Source organism: Pseudomonas sp. S2_H10, assembly GCF_054668285.1.
In genome coordinates, this window is sequence record NZ_CP162754.1 from 4,435,001 (window position 1) to 4,455,246 (window position 20,246).

Consider the following 20,246-nt stretch of genomic DNA (forward strand, 5'->3'; position numbering starts at 1 on the left):
AAGTGGGAAACGATGTGGGAAGGCTTAGACAGCTAGGAGGTTGGCTTAGAAGCAGCCACCCTTTAAAGAAAGCGTAATAGCTCACTAGTCGAGTCGGCCTGCGCGGAAGATGTAACGGGGCTCAAACCATACACCGAAGCTACGGGTATCACCTTCGGGTGATGCGGTAGAGGAGCGTTCTGTAAGCCTGTGAAGGTGAGTTGAGAAGCTTGCTGGAGGTATCAGAAGTGCGAATGCTGACATGAGTAACGACAATGGGTGTGAAAAACACCCACGCCGAAAGACCAAGGTTTCCTGCGCAACGTTAATCGACGCAGGGTTAGTCGGTCCCTAAGGCGAGGCTGAAAAGCGTAGTCGATGGAAAACAGGTTAATATTCCTGTACTTCTGGTTATTGCGATGGAGGGACGGAGAAGGCTAGGCCAGCTTGGCGTTGGTTGTCCAAGTTTAAGGTGGTAGGCTGGAATCTTAGGTAAATCCGGGATTCTAAGGCCGAGAGCTGATGACGAGTGTTCTTTTAGAACACGAAGTGGTTGATGCCATGCTTCCAAGAAAAGCTTCTAAGCTTCAGGTAACCAGGAACCGTACCCCAAACCGACACAGGTGGTTGGGTAGAGAATACCAAGGCGCTTGAGAGAACTCGGGTGAAGGAACTAGGCAAAATGGCACCGTAACTTCGGGAGAAGGTGCGCCGGTGAGGGTGAAGGACTTGCTCCGTAAGCCCACGCCGGTCGAAGATACCAGGCCGCTGCGACTGTTTATTAAAAACACAGCACTCTGCAAACACGAAAGTGGACGTATAGGGTGTGACGCCTGCCCGGTGCCGGAAGGTTAATTGATGGGGTTAGCTAACGCGAAGCTCTTGATCGAAGCCCCGGTAAACGGCGGCCGTAACTATAACGGTCCTAAGGTAGCGAAATTCCTTGTCGGGTAAGTTCCGACCTGCACGAATGGCGTAACGATGGCGGCGCTGTCTCCACCCGAGACTCAGTGAAATTGAAATCGCTGTGAAGATGCAGTGTATCCGCGGCTAGACGGAAAGACCCCGTGAACCTTTACTATAGCTTTGCACTGGACTTTGAATTTGCTTGTGTAGGATAGGTGGGAGGCTTTGAAGCGTGGACGCCAGTTCGCGTGGAGCCAACCTTGAAATACCACCCTGGCAACTTTGAGGTTCTAACTCAGGTCCGTTATCCGGATCGAGGACAGTGTATGGTGGGTAGTTTGACTGGGGCGGTCTCCTCCTAAAGAGTAACGGAGGAGTACGAAGGTGCGCTCAGACCGGTCGGAAATCGGTCGTAGAGTATAAAGGCAAAAGCGCGCTTGACTGCGAGACAGACACGTCGAGCAGGTACGAAAGTAGGTCTTAGTGATCCGGTGGTTCTGTATGGAAGGGCCATCGCTCAACGGATAAAAGGTACTCCGGGGATAACAGGCTGATACCGCCCAAGAGTTCATATCGACGGCGGTGTTTGGCACCTCGATGTCGGCTCATCACATCCTGGGGCTGAAGCCGGTCCCAAGGGTATGGCTGTTCGCCATTTAAAGTGGTACGCGAGCTGGGTTTAGAACGTCGTGAGACAGTTCGGTCCCTATCTGCCGTGGACGTTTGAGATTTGAGAGGGGCTGCTCCTAGTACGAGAGGACCGGAGTGGACGAACCTCTGGTGTTCCGGTTGTCACGCCAGTGGCATTGCCGGGTAGCTATGTTCGGAATAGATAACCGCTGAAAGCATCTAAGCGGGAAACTAGCCTCAAGATGAGATCTCACTGGGACCTTGAGTCCCCTGAAGGGCCGTCGAAGACTACGACGTTGATAGGTTGGGTGTGTAAGCGCTGTGAGGCGTTGAGCTAACCAATACTAATTGCCCGTGAGGCTTGACCATATAACACCCAAGCAATTTGATGCTCCTAGTTGAAGAAACGAAAGAGACCAGATTGCGGTGTGTGAAGACGAAATGAACCGAAAGTTCGTGATACTCACAAAACACCAAGCTGTCACATACCCAATTTGCTGAAGCGAGGCCATCCGGTCACGACTCAGTACCCGAATTTCTTGACGACCATAGAGCGTTGGAACCACCTGATCCCATCCCGAACTCAGCAGTGAAACGATGCATCGCCGATGGTAGTGTGGGGTTTCCCCATGTGAGAGTAGGTCATCGTCAAGATTAAATTCCGAAACCCCTATCTGCGTATGCAGGTAGGGGTTTTGTTTTTGCGCCGCATTGTAGGAGCGAGCCTGCTCGCGAAAAACGCCAGGACACCACGGGGCCCCAGACAGCCAGCGTCATCGTTGACGACCATCGTCGGAACGCCGCCCGGAGCAAGCTCGCTCCTACAAATGCTAAAGTCGTCCCTCGAATTTGTTTTCCAAGGAAGCCTATATGCCGGACGCGACGTCCCTCAGCGCTGGTTTTATGGTGGTTCACGGCAACCGCCTGGACGAGTTGCGCAGTCTGGTGGTCAGCTGGATGCGGCGCTACCCGCTGGCTCCCCTGGAGAATGAAATCGCGTTGGTGCAAAGCAATGGCATTGCCCAATGGTTGAAGCTGGCACTGGCGGAAGATTCTGAGGAAGACGACATGGGCGGCTGCGGAATCGCTGCCGCCATCGATGTGCAGTTGCCCGGCAGTTTCATGTGGCAGCTCTATCGCATGGTCCTTGGCCGCGACGAAATTCCGGCCAAGTCTTTGCTCGATAAAGCACCGCTGACCTGGCGTCTGATGCGACTGCTGCCGCAGTTGATCAACCAGCCGCACTTCGAGCCGCTGCAGCGTTTCCTGACCCATGACAGCGATCTGCGCAAACGTTATCAATTGGCCGAGCGACTGGCGGATCTGTTCGACCAGTACCAGGTTTATCGGGCTGACTGGCTCGAAGACTGGGCAGAAGGACGACATCAGACAAGAAGCGCCAGGGGCGAAGCCAAGCCACTGAGTCCGGCCAATTGCTGGCAGGCAGAGTTGTGGCGCGCACTCTTGCTGGATGTGGGAGAAGAAGGCATGGCGCAGAGCCGTGCCGGTGCCCATCAGCGCTTTGTCGAACGCATCAATAACCTCGAAGTCGCCCCCAAGGGATTGCCCTCGCGAGTGATCGTTTTCGGGATTTCTTCGCTGCCTGCCCAAGCCCTGGAAGCGCTGGCGGGACTGGCACGATTCAGTCAGGTCCTGCTGTGCGTACACAACCCGTGTCGTCACCATTGGGCGGACATCGTCGCCGATAAAGACCTGTTGCGGCATCAATACAAACGTCAGGCCCGCAAGAGTGGCATGCCGGCAGTGATCGATCCGCAAACCCTGCACCAGCATGCCCACCCGCTACTGGCAGCCTGGGGCAAGCAGGGGCGGGACTACATCAACCTGCTCGACAGCTACGACGATCCCAACAGCTATCGCTCGGCATTTCGCGACGGGCGCATCGACCTGTTCAGTGACGGTCAGCCGCTGAATGCACTCAACCAGTTGCAGGACGATATCCTCGAATTGCGTCCCCTCAACGAGACTCGGGAACGCTGGCCGGCCATCGATTTGCAGACCGACGAATCGATCCGTTTTCACATTGCCCACAGCGCCCAGCGAGAGGTCGAGATCCTCCACGACCAACTGCTCGCGCGCTTCAGCGCCAACCCGACACTGCGGCCGCGGGACATCATCGTGATGGTCCCGGACATCGACAGCTACGCCCCGCATATTCGTGCCGTGTTTGGCCAGCTTGACCGCAAGGATCCGCGCTTCATTCCATTTACCCTGGCCGACCAGGGCCAGCGTGGTCGCGATCCATTGCTGATTGCGGTCGAGCACCTGCTCAAGCTGCCTGACAGCCGATTCCCCGTCAGTGAGATTCTCGATCTGCTGGACGTTCCCGCACTGCGCGCTCGCTTTGGTGTCGAGGAGCGTGACCTGCCGACGCTGCACCGCTGGATCGAGGGTGCCGGCATTCGCTGGGGCATGAATGCCGAACAACGTGCCGGGCTCGGGCTGCCCAATGAACTGGAACAAAACAGCTGGCGTTTCGGTTTGCGCCGGATGTTGCTCGGTTATGCCGTTGGCAGCGCCGATGCTTATGAGGGTATCGAGCCCTACGACGAAATCGGTGGCCTGGACGCCGCGCTCATCGGTCCGCTGGTTGCTCTGCTGGACGCGTTGGAAGTCGCTCACCACGAACTCTCTCAACCTTCTCCCCCGCAGCAATGGGGCTTGCGCTTGCAGGGGTTGGTGCAGCTGTTCTTCCTTGCCAGCAACGAACACGATGACTACTTGCTGGCCCAGCTCGAGGAGCTGCGCGAGACCTGGCTCGAGACCTGCGAGTCCGTCGGGTTGCAGGACGAGTTGCCGTTGACGGTCGTCCGCGAAGCCTGGCTTGCAGGTCTGGATCAGGGCCGTTTGTCCCAACGCTTTCTGGCCGGAGCCGTCAACTTCTGCACCTTGATGCCCATGCGCGCCATCCCCTTCAAACTGGTGTGCCTGCTTGGCATGAATGACGGCGATTATCCGCGCGCGCAACCGCCGCTGGACTTCGATCTGATGGGCAGTGACTACCGTCCGGGCGATCGCTCCCGGCGCGAAGATGACCGCTACCTGCTGCTGGAAGCCTTGCTGTCGGCACGGGACCAGCTCTACATCAGTTGGGTGGGCCGCAGCATCCGCGACAACAGCGAGCGGCCGGCGTCGGTATTGATCGGCCAGTTGCGCGACCACCTGGCCAGCGGTTGGCGATCGGCACACAGTGACGAGGATCTGCTTGCGGCCATGACCCGGGAACACCCGCTGCAACCCTTCAGCGCCCGCTACTTTCACGAAGGCGATGAGTCGTTCAGCTACGCCAGCGAATGGCAGGTGCTTCATCAAGCGGCAGAGCAACAGGCGAGCGCCGAAGTGCTCGGGCCTCACGTTCAGGATGAACCACTGAGTCTCGGTCAACTGCAGGATTTCCTGCGCAATCCGGTACGGCATTTTTTCAGCCAGAGACTGAAGGTCTTCTTCGAGGCGGCGGAAGTGCCGCTGGCCGATGAAGAGCCCTTTGTCCTCGATGCGTTGCAGCGTTACGGCCTCAGCGACCGATTGCTCGAAGCGGCGCTGGCTGATCCGGACAATACCGCGCAGGCACTGGCGGATCAGGCGCAACGCCTGCAAAACAGCGGACTGCTGCCCATGGCCGGGTTCGGCGAGTGCCTGCAACGCGAGTTGATCGAGCCATTGCCTGACCTGCTGCAACGCCACCAACAGCTCTTGGCGTTGTGGCCGACACCTCTGGGTAGTGCGTTGCCCGTCAATCTTGAACTGCAAGGCCTGCACATCGAGGGCTGGCTCAGCGGCCTGCATCAGCGCGCCGATGGTGGTTTGCTGTCTATCACTACGATTCCCAACAGCATCGGCTCGATCAAGTCGCGCAAATGGCATCGGCTGACACGCCCGTGGCTCACCCACCTGGTGGCTTGTGCCAGTGGCATGGCGTTGACCACCGCGCTGGTGGCCAGCGACGACAGCCTGTTGCTCGCCCCTCTGGAGGCGGCCGCTGCGCGCAAGATCCTCTGTGACCTGTTGATGGCCTGGCAGTCGGGCATGCGCCAGCCGTTGCCGATCGCGGTCAAGACAGCTTTTGCGTGGCTGGGGCAAACCGACCCGGTCAAAGCCCAGGCCGCTGCGCGCAAGGCCTATGAAGGCGACGGGCAGACCACGGACGGGGAGCGTCGCGAAAGTCCGGCGCTCGCCCGTCAGTTCGCCGATTACGATGCCCTGGCCGCCGATGAGACGTTCCCCGATTGGTGTGATGCACTCTATCGCCCGCTTCTTGAAGCACCCTGGCGTTCACTGTCCAGCGAGGAGTCGCGTTGATGAGCTCGAAGACACCCCTGGCCCTGGCCTTCCCGCTGCGTGGCAGTCAGTTGATCGAAGCCAGCGCCGGGACCGGCAAGACCTTCACCATTTCCGCGTTGTACCTGCGTCTGGTGCTGGGCAATGGCGGGGAGGACAGTGGCTTCGGACGTGAGCTGTTGCCGCCGCAAATCCTCGTCGTAACCTTCACCGACGCCGCCACCAAAGAGTTGCGCGAACGCATTCGCACGCGGCTCGCCGAGGCCGCACGATTTTTCCGCGATGAAACACCAGCCCCCGACAGCCTGATTGCCGAGTTGCGTAATCAGTACTTGCCCGAGCAATGGCCCGGGTGCGCAAACCGTCTGGACATCGCCGCCCAGTGGATGGACGAGGCGGCGGTGTCGACCATCCACAGTTGGTGCCAGCGCATGTTGCGCGAGCACGCGTTCGACAGCGGCAGCCTGTTTACCCAGACCCTGGAAACCGACCACAGCGACTTGCTGGGAGAGGTCCTGCGCGATTACTGGCGGCTGTTCTGTTACCCGATGCAAGGTGACGCGCTGAATTGGGTGCGCAGCAACTGGGGCGGGCCGGCGGCGCTGCTGCCGCGGATTCGTGCGCTGTTCGCCAGCGAGCGCGATACGCTTGAAGGGAAAGAACCCGCCGAGTTGATTTCGCAATGCCTGCAAGAGCGACGGGTTGCCCTGATTGACCTGAAAAAGCCCTGGCTGCAGTGGGCGGACGAGTTGCTTGCCATCTGCCACCAGGGCGTTGCCAGCAAGAGTGTCGACGGTCGCAAGATGCAGGCTCGCTATTTCGAGCCCTGGTTCGAAAAGATCAAGGCCTGGGCCGAAGACGAATCCCTCGAGCAACTGGATATCGGCACCGGTTTCACGCGCCTGACCCCGGACGGCATGGCCGAAGCCTGGAAGGGCGAAGCGCCTCGACATCCGGGGCTCGATGCGATGGCCGGCCTCAAGGCCTGTCTCGATGGCTTGCCAACGCCTGATGCCGCCGTGCTGCAACACGCGGCTCGCTGGGTCGGGGCACGGTTCGAGGAAGAGAAACGCCGCCGTGCGGAAATGGGTTTCGACGACATGTTGCTGCGCCTCGATGCGGCCTTGCAGTCCGATGGCGGCGAGCGCCTGGCCACCCTGATTCGTGAACAGTTTCCGGTCGCCCTGATCGACGAGTTCCAGGACACCGACCCGGTGCAATACCGGATCTTCGAGAGCATCTACCGCATCGAAGAGAACAGCCCCGAGTGTGGTCTGTTCCTGATCGGCGACCCGAAGCAGGCGATCTACGCCTTTCGCGGCGCTGACATCCATACCTACCTGCGTGCCCGCCAGGCCACCACCGGCCGACTGCATACCCTGGGCACCAACTTCCGCTCGAGCCACGGCATGGTCGACGCGGTGAACCATGTGTTCGAACGCGCCGAAGTTCGGCAGTCAGGACGCGGCGCTTTCCTCTTTCGGCAGAACAATGGCGACAACCCGGTTCCGTTCATGCCGGTTGCCTCCCAGGGCCGCAAAGAAGTCCTGCGCATCAATGATCAGGCAATGCCGGCCTTGAACATCTGGCACTTGCCGGCCGAACAACCGTTGTCCGGTGCGGTGTACCGGCAACAACTGGCGGCGGCCTGCGCCAGTGAAATCACGGCATTGCTCAATGGCGGACAGCAGGGGCAAGCGGGGTTCATCCAGGACGGCAAAACCTTCCGGGGCCTGCTGCCGGCGGACATCGCCATCCTGGTGCGCGACGGCAAGGAGGCGCAGGCGGTTCGTGGGCAATTGGCCGCCCGTGGCGTGCGCAGTGTTTACCTGTCGGACAAGGACTCGGTGTTTGCCGCCCAGGAGGCACATGACGTGCTCACCTGGCTCAAGGCGTGCGCCGAGCCGGATGTCGAGCGACCGCTGCGGGCCGCGTTGGCCAGCATCACCTTGAACCTTTCCCTGGGCGAACTTGAGCGCCTGAATCAGGACGAGTTGGCCTGGGAATCCAGGGTCATGCAGTTCCGCGGCTATCGCGAAGTCTGGCGCAAGCAGGGTGTACTGCCGATGCTGCGTCGCCTGCTGCACGACTTCCGCCTGCCCCAGGCACTGATCGCCCGCAGTGACGGCGAACGCGTGTTGACCAACCTTCTGCACCTGTCCGAGTTGCTGCAGCAGGCGGCCGCCGAACTCGATGGCGAGCAAGCCCTGATCCGGCATCTGTCCGAACACCTGGCGTTGTCCGGGCAGGCCGGCGAAGAGCAGATCCTGCGTCTGGAAAGCGATGAGCAACTGGTCAAGGTCGTGACCATCCACAAGTCCAAAGGCCTTGAATACCCCTTGGTGTTCCTGCCGTTCATTTGCTCGGCGAAACCGGTGGATGGCAGCCGCCTGCCGCTGCATTACCACGATGAATCAGGCAATGCCCAGGTCACGTTGAAGCCGACGCCAGAGTTGATTGCCCTGGCTGACGATGAGCGTCTGGCCGAGGATCTGCGCTTGCTCTATGTCGCCCTGACTCGGGCGCAACACGCCTGCTGGCTGGGGGTGGCCGATCTCAAGCGCGGCAACAACAACGGCTCGGTGCTGCACCTTTCGGCATTGGGTTATCTGTTGGGCGGCGGTGCGCCATTGGCCGATTCCCCGGCGTTGTTGCAGTGGTTGCGGGATCTGCAACAGGACTGCCCGGCGCTGACCTATGCCCAGATGCCTGAAGCGACTGCAGAGCATTACCAGCCACCGCAAAACGAAGCGGCGCTGCTGCCTCCGTTGATCCCGAAACGCAAGGCCAGCGAAAACTGGTGGATCGCGTCCTACAGCGCGTTGCGCATCGGCGACACCCTGAGTGTCGGCACGGACGAGGCCCCGGAGAGCCCGCAGGCGCAAAAACTGTTCGATGACGAACGCCTCGATCCGCATGCGCCCAGAGAAGTGGTTGCCGGTGGCGGCGATATCCATCGCTTCCCGCGCGGCCCGAACCCCGGCACCTTCCTGCATGGTTTGCTCGAATGGGCGGGGAGCGAGGGTTTTGCCGCGGCGCCACAAGATGTGATCGACGCCATTGCCCGTCGCTGCAATCGCCGAGGCTGGGAGGGCTGGATCGCTACGCTGAGCGACTGGCTGCAGCATCTGCTCAAGTCGCCGTTGCATCTGGGTGTCGATCAACCCCCGGTGAAGTTCGAGCAATTGACGCAATACCAGGTGGAGATGGAGTTCTGGTTCGCCAGCCATAAGGTCGATGTGCTGAAACTCGATGCGCTGGTGTGCCAGTACACCCATAACGGCGTGGCCCGGGTGGCCGCCGAACCGGTGCAGCTCAACGGCATGTTCAAGGGCTTCATCGACCTGACGTTCGAGCACGACGGCCGCTATTACGTTGCCGACTACAAATCCAACTGGCTGGGTGCCGATGATGCGGCCTATACCCCGCAGGCCATGGAACAGTCGATTCTCGACAACCGTTATGACCTGCAATACGTGTTGTACCTGCTGGCCCTGCACCGCCAGCTCAAGGCGCGGCTTGCCGATTACGACTACGACCGGCATGTCGGCGGTGCGTTGTACCTGTTTTTGCGCGGTACGCGCGCGGCCAGCCAGGGCGTGTTTTTTACCCGTCCGCCACGAGAACTGATCGAGCGTCTGGACAGACTGTTCCAGGGCAAGCCAGAGCCCAAGGCCGAGCCCGCCTGGGAACAGGGAGTACTGCTATGAAGCGCACATTCGCCGATTTGTTGCCGACATCGCTGGCCGCCGAAAGCCTGGCCGAACTGGCGCCGCTGAGTCGTGCCGACGACTTGCTGTTGTTGCTCACGCGTTGGGTCGAGCGTGGCTGGTTGCGCGCGCTGGACAAAGCCTTTGTGGCGTTTCTGCATGAACTGGCTCCGGAAGATGATCCGCTGGTGCTGCTGGCCGCCGCGCTGACCAGCCACCAGTTGGGCCACGGGCATGTCTGCCTCGACCTGTTCGAAACGCTCAAGGAACCGGACTTCGCCCTGTCGCTGCCACCCGAAGGTGATGTGCAAGGCGGCGCGATGCTGTTGCCCTCGCAATTGCTCGGATCGCTGGACGGGGCTCACTGGTGCAAGGTCCTGGCCGCCAGCGACCTGGTCGCACTGGCTGCCGACAGTCGTGACAGCGTGCGCGAACGGCCATTGGTGTTATCCGGGAAACGCCTGTACCTGCGCCGCTATTGGGCCTACGAGCGACGGATCGACCTCTCGTTGCGCGAGCGCCTGACGGAGCACGAATCCACGCCCGACGACTTGCTCCAGCGTCTCAGTGGTTTGTTTGGTCCTGCCCGCCCCGGTGAAGTGATCGACTGGCAGAAGCTCGCCTGTGCCTTGGCGACCCGCAGCGCCTTCAGCATCGTCACGGGGGGGCCGGGAACCGGCAAGACCACCACCGTCGTGCGCTTGCTGGCGTTGCTCCAGGCACCGGCGGTCGAGGCCGGCATGCCCCTGCGCATTCGCCTCGCGGCACCGACCGGCAAGGCCGCGGCGCGGCTGACCGAGTCCATCAGTCAGCAAGTGCGCACCTTGAAGGTCAGCGAAGCCATACGCGAGAAGATCCCGTCCGACGTCACCACCGTTCACCGCCTGCTCGGCAGCCGGCCCGGGACTCGCCATTTCCGGCACCACGCGGGCAATCGCCTGCCGCTGGATGTGCTGGTGGTGGACGAGGCCTCGATGATCGACCTGGAAATGATGGCCAACCTGCTCGACGCCTTGCCGGCCCATGCGCGCCTCGTGCTGCTGGGTGACAAGGATCAACTGGCTTCGGTAGAAGCTGGTGCGGTACTCGGGGATCTGTGTCGCGACGCGGAGGCTGGCTGGTACAGCCCGCAGACACGCCAGTGGCTGGAAGCCGTCAGCGGCGAAAGCCTGCAGGCCAGCGGCCTGCAGGAGGATACGCAGGGCACTCATCCGTTGGCCCAACAGGTGGTGATGTTGCGCCATTCCCGGCGATTCGGTGAGGGCAGCGGTATTGGTCAACTGGCGCGTTGGGTCAACCAGCAGCAACCCGAAGAAGCCCGCAAGTTGCTGTCTGCGCGAAGCCACGACGATGTCTATTGCCTGTCCCTCAAGGGCGAGCAGGACCGGGCCCTGGAGCGTTTGCTTCTCGACGGTCACGGTGAGGGCCCGCAGGGCTATCGGCACTACCTGAGCGTGCTGCGCAATCAGCGGCCGCCACTCGACAGCCCGCTGGATGATTCGCGCTGGATTGATTGGGCCAGGCAAGTGTTGCAGGCCTTCGACGCGTTCCAGTTGTTGTGTGCCGTGCGCAAGGGGCCGTGGGGTGTGGAGGGCTTGAACCAGCGAGTGACCGACGCATTGCTGAGGGCACGCCTGATCGACAGCGACCAACAGTGGTACGAAGGTCGCCCTGTGCTGATGACCCGCAACGATTACGGGCTGGGTTTGATGAACGGCGATATCGGCATCGCCCTCAAGCTCCCGGAACAGCAAGGCCATGAAACTGGAAACCAGGTGCTGCGAGTGGCATTCCCACGCAATGATGGCCAGGGCGGCGTGCGGTTTGTCCTGCCCAGTCGCCTGAATGATGTCGAAACCGTGTACGCCATGACCGTACATAAATCCCAGGGCTCGGAGTTCGCGCATACCGCGTTGATTCTTCCTGACGCCTTGAATCCGGTGCTCACCAAGGAACTGATCTACACCGGAATCACCCGGGCCAAGGACTGGTTCACCCTGATCGAGTCGCGTGCGGGCGTGTTTGAAGAGGCGGTGAAACGCCGGGTCAAACGCTTGAGCGGGTTGATGCTGGAGCTAAAGGAAAGCAGCGAGCCGAGCGACTGAAGGGCCAGTAGCACGGTGTAGGAAATTGTCCGAGGCTGCGTAGTACGCGGCCTCGCTGGCATTTCCTCGCTGTGCTATCGTTGCGGCATCATTTCGCTACGATCCAAGAGTATCCCTGCATGAAGGTGGCTGTCAGGACGACAGAGCGCGTCGTTGGCTGTAAAAAAGCGCTGCTGGCCATCCTTCTTTGTCTGCTGGCCAGCGTAGCTTTCGCTCAATCGCAAGCCCCAGTGGGCATGGCGGACCAGCGCGCCAAAGCGGTGACTCAGGTGGTTCTCGGCATCCTCAGCTATGCCCGCTGGCCCGTTGAGCCTTTGCTGCTGCGCTTGTGCCTGGTTGGCCCTACCGAATACACCGACGACCTGGTCAAAGGCACCACCCAGGCAACCGGTCGACCTGTGACGGTGCAACGTTTGCTGGCCGACAACCCTTCGATTGCCACTGACTGCGATGCGGTTTATATCGGCAAGCTGACCGGCGAAGAACGCAGCCGATTGTTTGCCGCGTTGGTCGGGCATCCGGTGTTGAGCATCAGCGAGAATGACGAGCAATGCTCCGTCGGCAGCCTGTTTTGCTTGCGGGTCAGCGACGAGCAGGTGTCATTCGAGGTCAACCTCGACTCCGTCGCCCGCAGTGGCGTACGCATTCATCCGAGCGTGTTGCAACTGTCCCGTCGCAAGCCGGCGGCCCCATGAAACTACTGACACCGGGCAGCCGCCCGACTTTGCATTCGGTCATCGGTCGCGGCAACTTGCTCGTTGCGCTGGTGGGCGTCGCCATGGCCAGTGTTTCGCTGACGTTGCTCGGCGTGCTGGCCTTGCGCGTGTACGCCGATCACAACCTGCACCTGATTGCCCGCTCGATCAGCTACACCGTGGAAGCCGCAGTGGTGTTCAACGATAAGGCCGCCACCACTGAAGCGCTGGCGTTGATTGCCTCCACCGAAGAAGTGGCCGACGCCCAGGTGTTCGACCGGCACGGCCATTTGCTGGCCCGCTGGCAACGACCGGAAACCGGATGGGTATCCGATCTCGAACTGCACCTCGCCAAAGCCTTTCTCGAAGAGCCGATGAGCCTGCCGATCGTCCATCAAGGACAGGAAATCGGCAGCATCAAGCTCACGGGCTACGGCGGCAGCCTGATGCGCTTTTTGCTCAGCGGCCTGGTGGGCATCGTCTTGTGCACGGCCATCAGTGCCTGGGTTGCGCTGTTTTTGGCGCGCCGCCAACTTCGCGGGATCACCCAACCCCTGCGCAACCTGGCCGCTGTCGCCCACGCCGTGCGCAGTGAGCGTGCCTTCGACAAGCGCGTGCCGCCGGCCGACATTGTCGAGCTCGATGATTTCGGCAACGACTTCAATGCCCTGCTCGATGAACTCGAGTCCTGGCAATCGCACCTGCAAAGCGAAAACGAAACCCTGGCGCACAAGGCCAGTCACGACAGCCTCACGGGATTGCCCAACCGGGCGTTTTTCGAAGGCCGCCTGATGCGCGCGCTGCGCAACGCCAACAAGCTTGGCGAGCGAGTGGCGGTGCTGTTTCTCGACAGCGATCGCTTCAAGGAGATCAACGACAATTTCGGCCACGCGGCGGGGGACGCGGTGTTGGTCGCCGTGGCCAACCGGGTTCGCGCGCAACTGCGAGAAGAAGACCTGGTGGCGCGGTTGGGTGGCGATGAGTTTGCCGTGTTGCTGACACCGCTGCACAAGACCGCAGACGCCGAGCGAATTGCCGACAAGATTCTGGCCAGCATGGACATGCCGATTCCATTGCCGGGCAGTACCCAGGTGTTGACCTCGCTCAGTATCGGCGTCGCGGTGTACCCGGATCATGGCGCAACGCCGGGTGCCCTGCTCAACGCCGCCGATGCTGCGATGTATCAGGCCAAGCGCCTGTCCCGAGGCGCACAGTACACGGCAGGGTCGGAGCACCCTGCCGCCGATGTTCAAGACAGGAGCTGATTTCAGTGTTCACTTTCAACCCGCGTTCCCTGCGTTTTTTCACCATGACCCTGCTCGTGGCTTTATTGAGCCTGACCGGTTGCCAGACCACCCCCAAAGGCCTGACCCCGGCGCAAATCGCCGTACTGAAACAGCAGGGGTTCGAACTGACCGACGATGGCTGGGCCTTCGGCTTGTCCGGCAAGGTCCTGTTTGGCAGTGACGACGACAGCCTGAACAAGCAGAGCACCGAGATCGTCGAACGCATCGGCAAGGCGCTGCTCGGTGTGGGTATCGAGCGAGTGCGGGTCGATGGTCACACCGACGCATCGGGTAAAGAAGCCTACAACGAGCAACTGTCCGTGCGTCGGGCGAAAAGCGTTGCCAAGGTCCTCAACACCGTCGGCATGCCACCGGAAAACATCCAGCTGCGCGGCCTGGGCAGCAGCGTACCGGTGGCCAGCAACAACACCTCCAGCGGCCGCACCGAAAATCGCCGGGTCGCCATCGTGGTCAGCTCCGACTAATCGGCGAACAGCATCTCCCGACTTTCCCCCATCAGCAGGCCCTGATTCTGCTCGGTGACCTGGCGGATGTAATCCCACAACAGGGTGATCCGCTTCAACTTGCGCAGATCCTCGCGGCAGTACATCCAGAACTGGCGGGTGATGTTGATTTCCTGCGGCAACACCGGCAGCAGGCGCGGGTCCTGGGTGGCGAGGAAGCAGGGCAGGATCGCCAGTGAGCGTCCTTGCTGCGCTGCCACGAACTGCGCGATCACGCTGGTGCTGCGCAGGTTGGCACTGGCGCCGGGCAATACGTTGGCCAGGTACAACAGCTCCGAGCTGAACGCGAGGTCGTCGACGTAGCTGATAAATGAATGCTTGGCCAAATCGGCGGGTTTGCGGATCGGCGGATGGTTGTCCAGGTAGTCCTGGGTCGCGTACAGCTGCAACCGGTAGTCGCACAGTTTGCAGCAGACGTACGGGCCGTGCTCTGGGCGCTCCAGGGCGATGACGATGTCGGCTTCGCGCTTGGACAGGCTGATGAAGTGCGGCAACGGCAGGATGTCCACCGAGATGGCCGGGTAGGTATCGACGAAGTGGCTCAGCTGCGGCGTGATGAAAAAGCTGCCGAAGCCTTCGGTGCAGCCCATGCGTACATGGCCTGACAGCGCCACTCCGGACCCGGAAACCTGCTCGCACGCCATGTGCAGGGTGCTTTCGATCGACTCGGCATAACCCATCAACCGCTGGCCCTCGGCGGTCAGGACGAAGCCGTTGGTCCGGGATTTTTCGAACAGCAACGTGCCCAGCGCCGTTTCCAGTGAACTGATGCGTCGCGACACCGTGGTGTAGTCGACCGCCAGGCGCTTGGCCGCGGTGCTGGCCTTGCGGGTGCGGGCGACTTCGAGGAAAAACTTGAGGTCATCCCAGTTCAGCGAACCGAGGGAGGTGATGTTTTTTTGCATGTTGGACCGGTTTTTATGTGCGTTCTTATCAGAAGTTTGCACATCTATACTCCAAAAACAGCCCGACAACCAATTCGCGGCACACGCCTCATCTCAAGGCGAACTTTTTCGCCTTGGCTCCCCTGATAAGAACAAAGTCCAGGAGACCCACATGACATCGCTCACGCCCAACGACACCACCGTGCAAAAGGTCAAACTGTTGATCGACGGCCAGTGGGTCGAATCCAAGTCCACCGAATGGCACGACATCATCAACCCGGCGACCCAGCAAGTGCTGGCCAAAGTGCCGTTTGCCACCGCCGAAGAAGTCGACGCCGCCATCAGTGCCGCCCATCGTGCCTTCCAGACCTGGAAACTGACTCCCATCGGTGCGCGCATGCGCATCATGCTCAAGCTGCAGGCGCTGATCCGCGAACACTCCAAGCGCATCGCCGTGGTCCTGAGCGCCGAGCAGGGCAAGACCATTGCCGACGCCGAGGGCGATATTTTCCGTGGCCTGGAAGTGGTCGAGCACGCCTGCTCCATCGGCAGCCTGCAAATGGGCGAGTTCGCTGAAAACGTCGCCGGCGGCGTCGACACCTACACCCTGCGCCAGCCGATCGGCGTGTGTGCCGGCATCACCCCGTTCAACTTCCCGGCGATGATTCCGCTGTGGATGTTCCCGATGGCCATCGCCTGCGGCAACACCTTCGTACTCAAGCCGTCCGAACAGGACCCGATGTCGACCATGCTCCTGGTGGAGCTGGCGATCGAGGCGGGCATTCCGGCCGGCGTGCTCAACGTCGTGCATGGCGGCAAGGATGTGGTGGACGGGCTCTGCACCCACAAGGACATCAAGGCGGTGTCCTTCGTCGGTTCGACCGCCGTCGGTACCCACGTTTACGACCTGGCCGGCAAACACGGCAAGCGTGTGCAGTCGATGATGGGCGCGAAGAACCACGCCGTGGTGCTGCCGGACGCCAACCGCGAGCAAGCGCTGAATGCGCTGGTGGGTGCCGGTTTCGGTGCCGCCGGTCAACGCTGTATGGCCACCTCGGTGGTGGTGCTGGTGGGCGCGGCCAAGCAATGGCTACCGGACCTGAAAGCGCTGGCGCAGAAACTCACCGTGAATGCCGGTAGCGAGCCGGGTACCGATGTCGGCCCGGTGATCTCGAAAAAAGCCAAGGCGCGGATTCTCGACCTGATCGAAAGCGGCATCAAGGAAGGCGCCAAGCTGGAGCTGGACGGTCGCGAAATCACGGTTCCCGGTTACGAGAAGGGCAACTTTGTCGGCCCGACCCTGTTCTCCGGCGTGACCACCGACATGCAGATCTACACCCAGGAAATCTTCGGCCCGGTGCTGGTGGTGCTGGAAGTCGCCACCCTTGATGAGGCCATCGCCCTGGTCAACGCCAACCCGTTCGGTAACGGCACGGGCCTGTTCACCCAGAGCGGTGCGGCGGCGCGTAAATTCCAGAGCGAAATCGATGTTGGCCAGGTCGGCATCAACATCCCGATTCCGGTGCCGGTCCCGTTCTTCAGCTTCACCGGTTCGCGCGGCTCCAAGCTCGGCGACCTCGGCCCGTATGGCAAGCAAGTGGTGCAGTTCTACACTCAGACCAAGACCGTCACCAGCCGCTGGTTCGATGACAACAGCGTCAACGACGGTGTGAACACCACCATCAATTTGCGATAAGGAGCCGGAGATGAAAATCGCTTTTATCGGTCTCGGCAACATGGGCGCGCCGATGGCGCGCAACCTGATCAAGGCCGGCCATGCGCTGCGCCTGGTCGACCTGAACAAAACCGTGCTGGCGGAACTGGAACAACTGGGCGGCAGCATCAGCGCGTCGGCCCGTGAAGCGTCGGAAGGTGCCGAACTGGTCATCACCATGCTGCCTGCCGCGGTGCATGTGCGCAGCGTGTGGCTGGGTGAAGACGGCGTGCTCGCCGGTATCGGCAAGGGCGTACCGGCCGTGGATTGCAGCACCATCGATCCGCAGACCGCACGAGACGTGGCCGCCGCCGCTGCCAAACAGGGCGTGACCATGGCCGATGCGCCGGTCTCGGGCGGCACCGGTGGTGCAGCCGCCGGGACGCTGACCTTCATGGTCGGCGCCACGCCTGAACTGTTCGCCACCCTGCAGCCGGTACTGGCGCAGATGGGCCGTAACATCGTCCATTGTGGTGAGGTCGGCACCGGGCAAATCGCGAAAATCTGCAACAACCTGCTGTTGGGGATTTCCATGGTCGGCGTCAGCGAAGCCATGGCGCTGGGCGATGCCCTGGGCATCGACACCAAGGTGCTGGCGGGCATCATCAACAGTTCAACCGGGCGTTGCTGGAGTTCGGAGATGTACAACCCGTGGCCGGGCATCGTCGAAACGGCGCCGGCGTCGCGCGGTTACACCGGTGGTTTCGGTGCCGAACTGATGCTCAAGGATCTGGGGCTGGCCACTGAAGCTGCGCGTCAGGCGCACCAGCCGGTGGTACTCGGCGCGGTGGCCCAGCAGCTGTATCAGGCGATGAGTTTGCGTGGGGAGGGTGGGCAGGACTTCTCGGCGATCATCAACGGCTATCGCAAACCGCTGTAGGAGCGAGCTTGCTCGCGATGGTCGTTAACGATAATGCGGGGAGGCTGACACCCCGCGTTGTTCTCGGGTTTTTCGCGAGCAAGCTCGCTCCTACAAAAATTGAATGTACCCAAAGATATTTACCGGGAGATCACGTCGGGTGATCCCCCGGTTTTTTTGTATCAGGCAAACACGAAATATTTGCGCACGGTTTCCACCACTTCCCAGGTGCCTTTCATCCCCGGCTCAACGACAAAAATGTCACCGGCACGCAGGTGGATCGGCGCCATGCCTTCGGGCGTGATGATGCAGTAGCCTTCCTGGAAATGGCAGTACTCCCACTTCACGTATTCCACGTACCACTTGCCCGGCGTGCAGATCCAGGTGCCCATGATCTTGCTGCCGTCTTCACTGGTGTAGGCGTTGAGGTTGACGGTGTGCGGGTCGCCTTCGAGCTTTTCCCATTTGCAGGCGTCGAGCACGGGCAAGGGGTGGGTGTCGCGAAGTACGGTAATCGGTGCGGTCATGATGACTCCGGGCAGTGGGCTCAAGAACTGAAGTCGCACCCTATAGCGTCGGTCCATCCGTCAGTTGTCTGTGCTCGACACTGAGCTGCCCATAAGCGCACGGTCCTCATGGACGCGTCAGCGGACAATCGCGCCTGGATTGTTCGAGGCTGTTCTCGAACTCGACCAATTGCGCGTGCTGTTGTGACAGCGCCGCCATCCGTTCGGCGATTTCCTGTTTTTTGCTGGCGATGACCTGGTGTGCCCGTTCCCATGGCAGTTGCGGGCCTTGATGTCCGGCGAAGACCGAGTGCAATTCCTTGAGTCGGAACCCCAATTGTTGGGCACATTTGATGAACATCAGCAGGTCGACGCTGTGCTGGTCATAGATGCGGTACTTGCCCTGGCGTCGAGCGACAGGCAGCAGGCCGATCGACTCGTAGTGACGGATGCTTTTGACCGTGGTTCCGGAACGTTGCGCGGCTTGGCCGATGTACATGGGAAGGTCCTTTTCTCCGAGGGTAAGGCTCGGGGCATTATCGACCGACTCAAGCGCTGGCGATAGCTTCGGCCTGGCGCAACCAGGCCGCATGCCGGTCTGCGCTGGCGCCGAGAATTGGCCCGAAGGTGAGGGTTCGGGTGGGCTTGATGCCACAGAACTCCAGCGTGGTCTTGCGCACCTGGTGCAGGCCGGGCATGCGGTAGATCCATCGGTAATACCAGGGCGGTGTGTCCATGGTCACCAGCAGGTGGGCGGTTCGGCCGCGCAGGAGTTTGTCGGGGAAAGCTTTGCCCTGGCGATACTTGAAGGCAAAACCCGGCAAGAACACCCGGTCGAAAAAGCCCTTGAGCAAGGCCGGTACGCCACCCCACCAGATCGGATAAACCAGTGTCAGCTGTTCGGCCCACAGGATGTCGGCCTGGGCGTTGCGCAGATCGGCCTCCAGCGGCTGGACCTGCTGATAACCTTCGCGCAGCACCGGGTCAAAATCCATGCTGCCCAGGAACAACTGACGCACCTCATGCCCGGCGCGCACTGCCGACTGTGAGTAACGCTCAGCGAGGGCAGCGCAGAAGCTGTTGCTTGAAGGATGCCCGAGGATCACCAGTATTCGTTTGCCCATTGTCGCGGTCCTTGAAGATCAAGCCTCAAGGATAAAGTCTGCCCCTCAGGGGAGAGTCAAGGCGTGCAGCAGGGCCTTGGCATAGCCCGGCAACGCGGTGAAATCCCGGGCGCAGAGCAGCAGTTTGCGTTGAGCCCAGGGTTCTTGCAGGGCGAGGCTTTTGAAATGCAATGCGCCCGAACTGCGATCGACTGCGGCCAGCGGCACAATCGCCAGGCCCGCCCCATGGGCGACCATGCGCATCACGCCATCGAAGCCGTCGGCGCGGATGCGAATCTGCATGCGCAGGCCGGCGTGCAGTGCCTGTTCTTCCAGATACACCGCCAGCGCGCTGTTGGCATTCAGGCCGACATAGTCGTGATGCAGCGTGTCGGTGAAGCTCGGCGAGGTGGCCTGTGCCAAGGGATGGTCGCCGGGCATGATCAGCACCAGCGGGTCATCGCGGAACGCTTGGGTCTGCAGGTCACCGGTGTCGACCGCGTCGGACACGATGCCCAGGTCCGCCGCACCCTGGCGCAAAGCATGGGTGATGCGGGCGCTGGGCAGCTCCTGCAGGTCGATGTCGAGGTTGGGATGGCTGCTCAGGAAGTCCGCGAGCAGCTCTGGCAGGTACTCGGTGATCGCCGTGGTATTGCACAGCAGCCGCACCTGGCCTTTGACGCCCTTGGCGTATTCGGCCAGTTCCTGTTGCAGGCGCTCGGCCTGTTGCAGCAGAACCCGGGCGTGTCGGGCCAGGGCATCGCCGGCTGGCGTCGGGCTGACCCCACGACGGTTGCGCTGAAGAAACTCGACGCCCAGCGACGCCTCCATGGCACGAATTCGTGCGCTGGCCGCCGCGAGGGACAAATGACTGCGTGCGGCGCCGGCGGTGATGTTGCCGGCGTCGAGGATGTTCAGGTACAGGCGTAGGTCGATCAGGTCGAAGTGCATAGCAGCAACCTCTGGATGGGTGTTGTCCGGGCCGACCTCTTCGCGGGCAAGCCCGCTCCCACAGTGGTTATGTGTTGTTCACAAATCCCCTGTGG

General features: G+C 61.2%; 13 protein-coding genes and 2 rRNA genes (1 of these 15 cut by a window edge). 10 read left to right on the plus strand and 5 right to left on the minus strand.

The genetic code is table 11. The features are described 5' to 3' along the window. From AB4O16_RS19830 to AB4O16_RS19865, 8 genes are all read left to right on the plus strand, one after another. Positions 1-1,884: ribosomal RNA gene (locus AB4O16_RS19830) — 23S ribosomal RNA — on the plus strand; it begins 1,010 nt to the left of the window's first position. A gap of 169 nt (positions 1,885-2,053) precedes the next feature. Then, positions 2,054-2,169: ribosomal RNA gene (rrf, locus tag AB4O16_RS19835) — 5S ribosomal RNA — on the plus strand. A 216-nt stretch (positions 2,170-2,385) separates the two neighbouring features. Further along, positions 2,386-5,835: an exodeoxyribonuclease V subunit gamma gene (gene recC, locus AB4O16_RS19840; protein ID WP_460155608.1), complete on the plus strand. Its 3,450-nt coding sequence runs from the start codon at positions 2,386-2,388 to the stop codon at positions 5,833-5,835. Further along, positions 5,835-9,524 (plus strand): exodeoxyribonuclease V subunit beta, encoded by a 3,690-nt coding sequence (gene recB / locus AB4O16_RS19845; RefSeq protein WP_460155609.1) that lies wholly within the window; start codon positions 5,835-5,837, stop codon positions 9,522-9,524. The genes recC and recB overlap by 1 nt, the downstream gene beginning before the upstream one ends. Continuing rightward, complete coding sequence (recD, locus tag AB4O16_RS19850) at positions 9,521-11,629, plus strand: exodeoxyribonuclease V subunit alpha (RefSeq protein ID WP_460155610.1); 2,109 nt, start codon at positions 9,521-9,523, stop codon at positions 11,627-11,629. Before recB ends, recD begins: the two co-directional genes overlap by 4 nt. A 119-nt stretch (positions 11,630-11,748) precedes the next feature. Continuing rightward, on the plus strand, positions 11,749-12,324 hold the full coding sequence (locus tag AB4O16_RS19855; protein ID WP_460155611.1) for a YfiR family protein: 576 nt from the start codon (positions 11,749-11,751) through the stop codon (positions 12,322-12,324). Beyond that, on the plus strand, positions 12,321-13,589 hold the full coding sequence (locus AB4O16_RS19860; protein WP_460155612.1) for a diguanylate cyclase domain-containing protein: 1,269 nt from the start codon (positions 12,321-12,323) through the stop codon (positions 13,587-13,589). The genes AB4O16_RS19855 and AB4O16_RS19860 overlap by 4 nt, the downstream gene beginning before the upstream one ends. A gap of 44 nt (positions 13,590-13,633) precedes the next feature. Then, complete coding sequence (locus AB4O16_RS19865) at positions 13,634-14,095, plus strand: OmpA family protein (protein WP_160389537.1); 462 nt, start codon at positions 13,634-13,636, stop codon at positions 14,093-14,095. Here the strand turns inward: AB4O16_RS19865 and AB4O16_RS19870 are convergent. Continuing rightward, positions 14,092-15,039 (minus strand): LysR family transcriptional regulator, encoded by a 948-nt coding sequence (locus AB4O16_RS19870; RefSeq protein ID WP_095942484.1) that lies wholly within the window; start codon positions 15,037-15,039, stop codon positions 14,092-14,094. The two genes, AB4O16_RS19865 and AB4O16_RS19870, sit on opposite strands and share 4 nt — an antisense overlap. A gap of 151 nt (positions 15,040-15,190) precedes the next feature. Here AB4O16_RS19870 and AB4O16_RS19875 point away from each other — a divergent pair, with 151 nt between their 5' ends. Continuing rightward, positions 15,191-16,714: a CoA-acylating methylmalonate-semialdehyde dehydrogenase gene (locus AB4O16_RS19875; RefSeq protein ID WP_460155613.1), complete on the plus strand. Its 1,524-nt coding sequence runs from the start codon at positions 15,191-15,193 to the stop codon at positions 16,712-16,714. Between the two features lie 10 nt (positions 16,715-16,724). Beyond that, positions 16,725-17,612, plus strand: a complete 888-nt coding sequence (gene mmsB / locus AB4O16_RS19880; RefSeq protein ID WP_460155614.1) for a 3-hydroxyisobutyrate dehydrogenase — start codon at positions 16,725-16,727, stop codon at positions 17,610-17,612. 161 nt (positions 17,613-17,773) lie between these two features. Here the strand turns inward: mmsB and AB4O16_RS19885 are convergent, their stop codons facing one another. The 4 genes from AB4O16_RS19885 to AB4O16_RS19900 form a co-directional block, all read right to left on the minus strand. Continuing rightward, on the minus strand, positions 17,774-18,118 hold the full coding sequence (locus AB4O16_RS19885) for a cupin domain-containing protein (protein WP_046038617.1): 345 nt from the start codon (positions 18,116-18,118) through the stop codon (positions 17,774-17,776). Positions 18,119-18,224: 106 nt separating this feature from the next. After that, positions 18,225-18,596 (minus strand): MerR family transcriptional regulator, encoded by a 372-nt coding sequence (locus AB4O16_RS19890; protein WP_460155615.1) that lies wholly within the window; start codon positions 18,594-18,596, stop codon positions 18,225-18,227. A gap of 49 nt (positions 18,597-18,645) precedes the next feature. Beyond that, positions 18,646-19,221: an NAD(P)H-dependent oxidoreductase gene (locus AB4O16_RS19895; RefSeq protein ID WP_160389527.1), complete on the minus strand. Its 576-nt coding sequence runs from the start codon at positions 19,219-19,221 to the stop codon at positions 18,646-18,648. A 45-nt stretch (positions 19,222-19,266) separates the two neighbouring features. After that, entirely contained in the window at positions 19,267-20,151 is an 885-nt protein-coding gene (locus tag AB4O16_RS19900) for a LysR substrate-binding domain-containing protein (RefSeq protein ID WP_460155616.1), read from the minus strand. Positions 20,152-20,246 lie beyond the last annotated feature (95 nt).

Coding starts and splice junctions, on each gene's coding strand:
- recC (WP_460155608.1), top strand. CDS start 2,386: ATGCCGGACGCGACGTCCCTCAGCGCTGGTTTTATGGTGGTTCACGGC.
- recB (WP_460155609.1), top strand. CDS start 5,835: ATGAGCTCGAAGACACCCCTGGCCCTGGCCTTCCCGCTGCGTGGCAGT.
- recD (WP_460155610.1), top strand. CDS start 9,521: ATGAAGCGCACATTCGCCGATTTGTTGCCGACATCGCTGGCCGCCGAA.
- AB4O16_RS19855 (WP_460155611.1), top strand. CDS start 11,749: ATGAAGGTGGCTGTCAGGACGACAGAGCGCGTCGTTGGCTGTAAAAAA.
- AB4O16_RS19860 (WP_460155612.1), top strand. CDS start 12,321: ATGAAACTACTGACACCGGGCAGCCGCCCGACTTTGCATTCGGTCATC.
- AB4O16_RS19865 (WP_160389537.1), top strand. CDS start 13,634: ATGACCCTGCTCGTGGCTTTATTGAGCCTGACCGGTTGCCAGACCACC.
- AB4O16_RS19870 (WP_095942484.1), bottom strand. CDS start 15,039: ATGCAAAAAAACATCACCTCCCTCGGTTCGCTGAACTGGGATGACCTC.
- AB4O16_RS19875 (WP_460155613.1), top strand. CDS start 15,191: ATGACATCGCTCACGCCCAACGACACCACCGTGCAAAAGGTCAAACTG.
- mmsB (WP_460155614.1), top strand. CDS start 16,725: ATGAAAATCGCTTTTATCGGTCTCGGCAACATGGGCGCGCCGATGGCG.
- AB4O16_RS19885 (WP_046038617.1), bottom strand. CDS start 18,118: ATGACCGCACCGATTACCGTACTTCGCGACACCCACCCCTTGCCCGTG.
- AB4O16_RS19890 (WP_460155615.1), bottom strand. CDS start 18,596: ATGTACATCGGCCAAGCCGCGCAACGTTCCGGAACCACGGTCAAAAGC.
- AB4O16_RS19895 (WP_160389527.1), bottom strand. CDS start 19,221: ATGGGCAAACGAATACTGGTGATCCTCGGGCATCCTTCAAGCAACAGC.
- AB4O16_RS19900 (WP_460155616.1), bottom strand. CDS start 20,151: ATGCACTTCGACCTGATCGACCTACGCCTGTACCTGAACATCCTCGAC.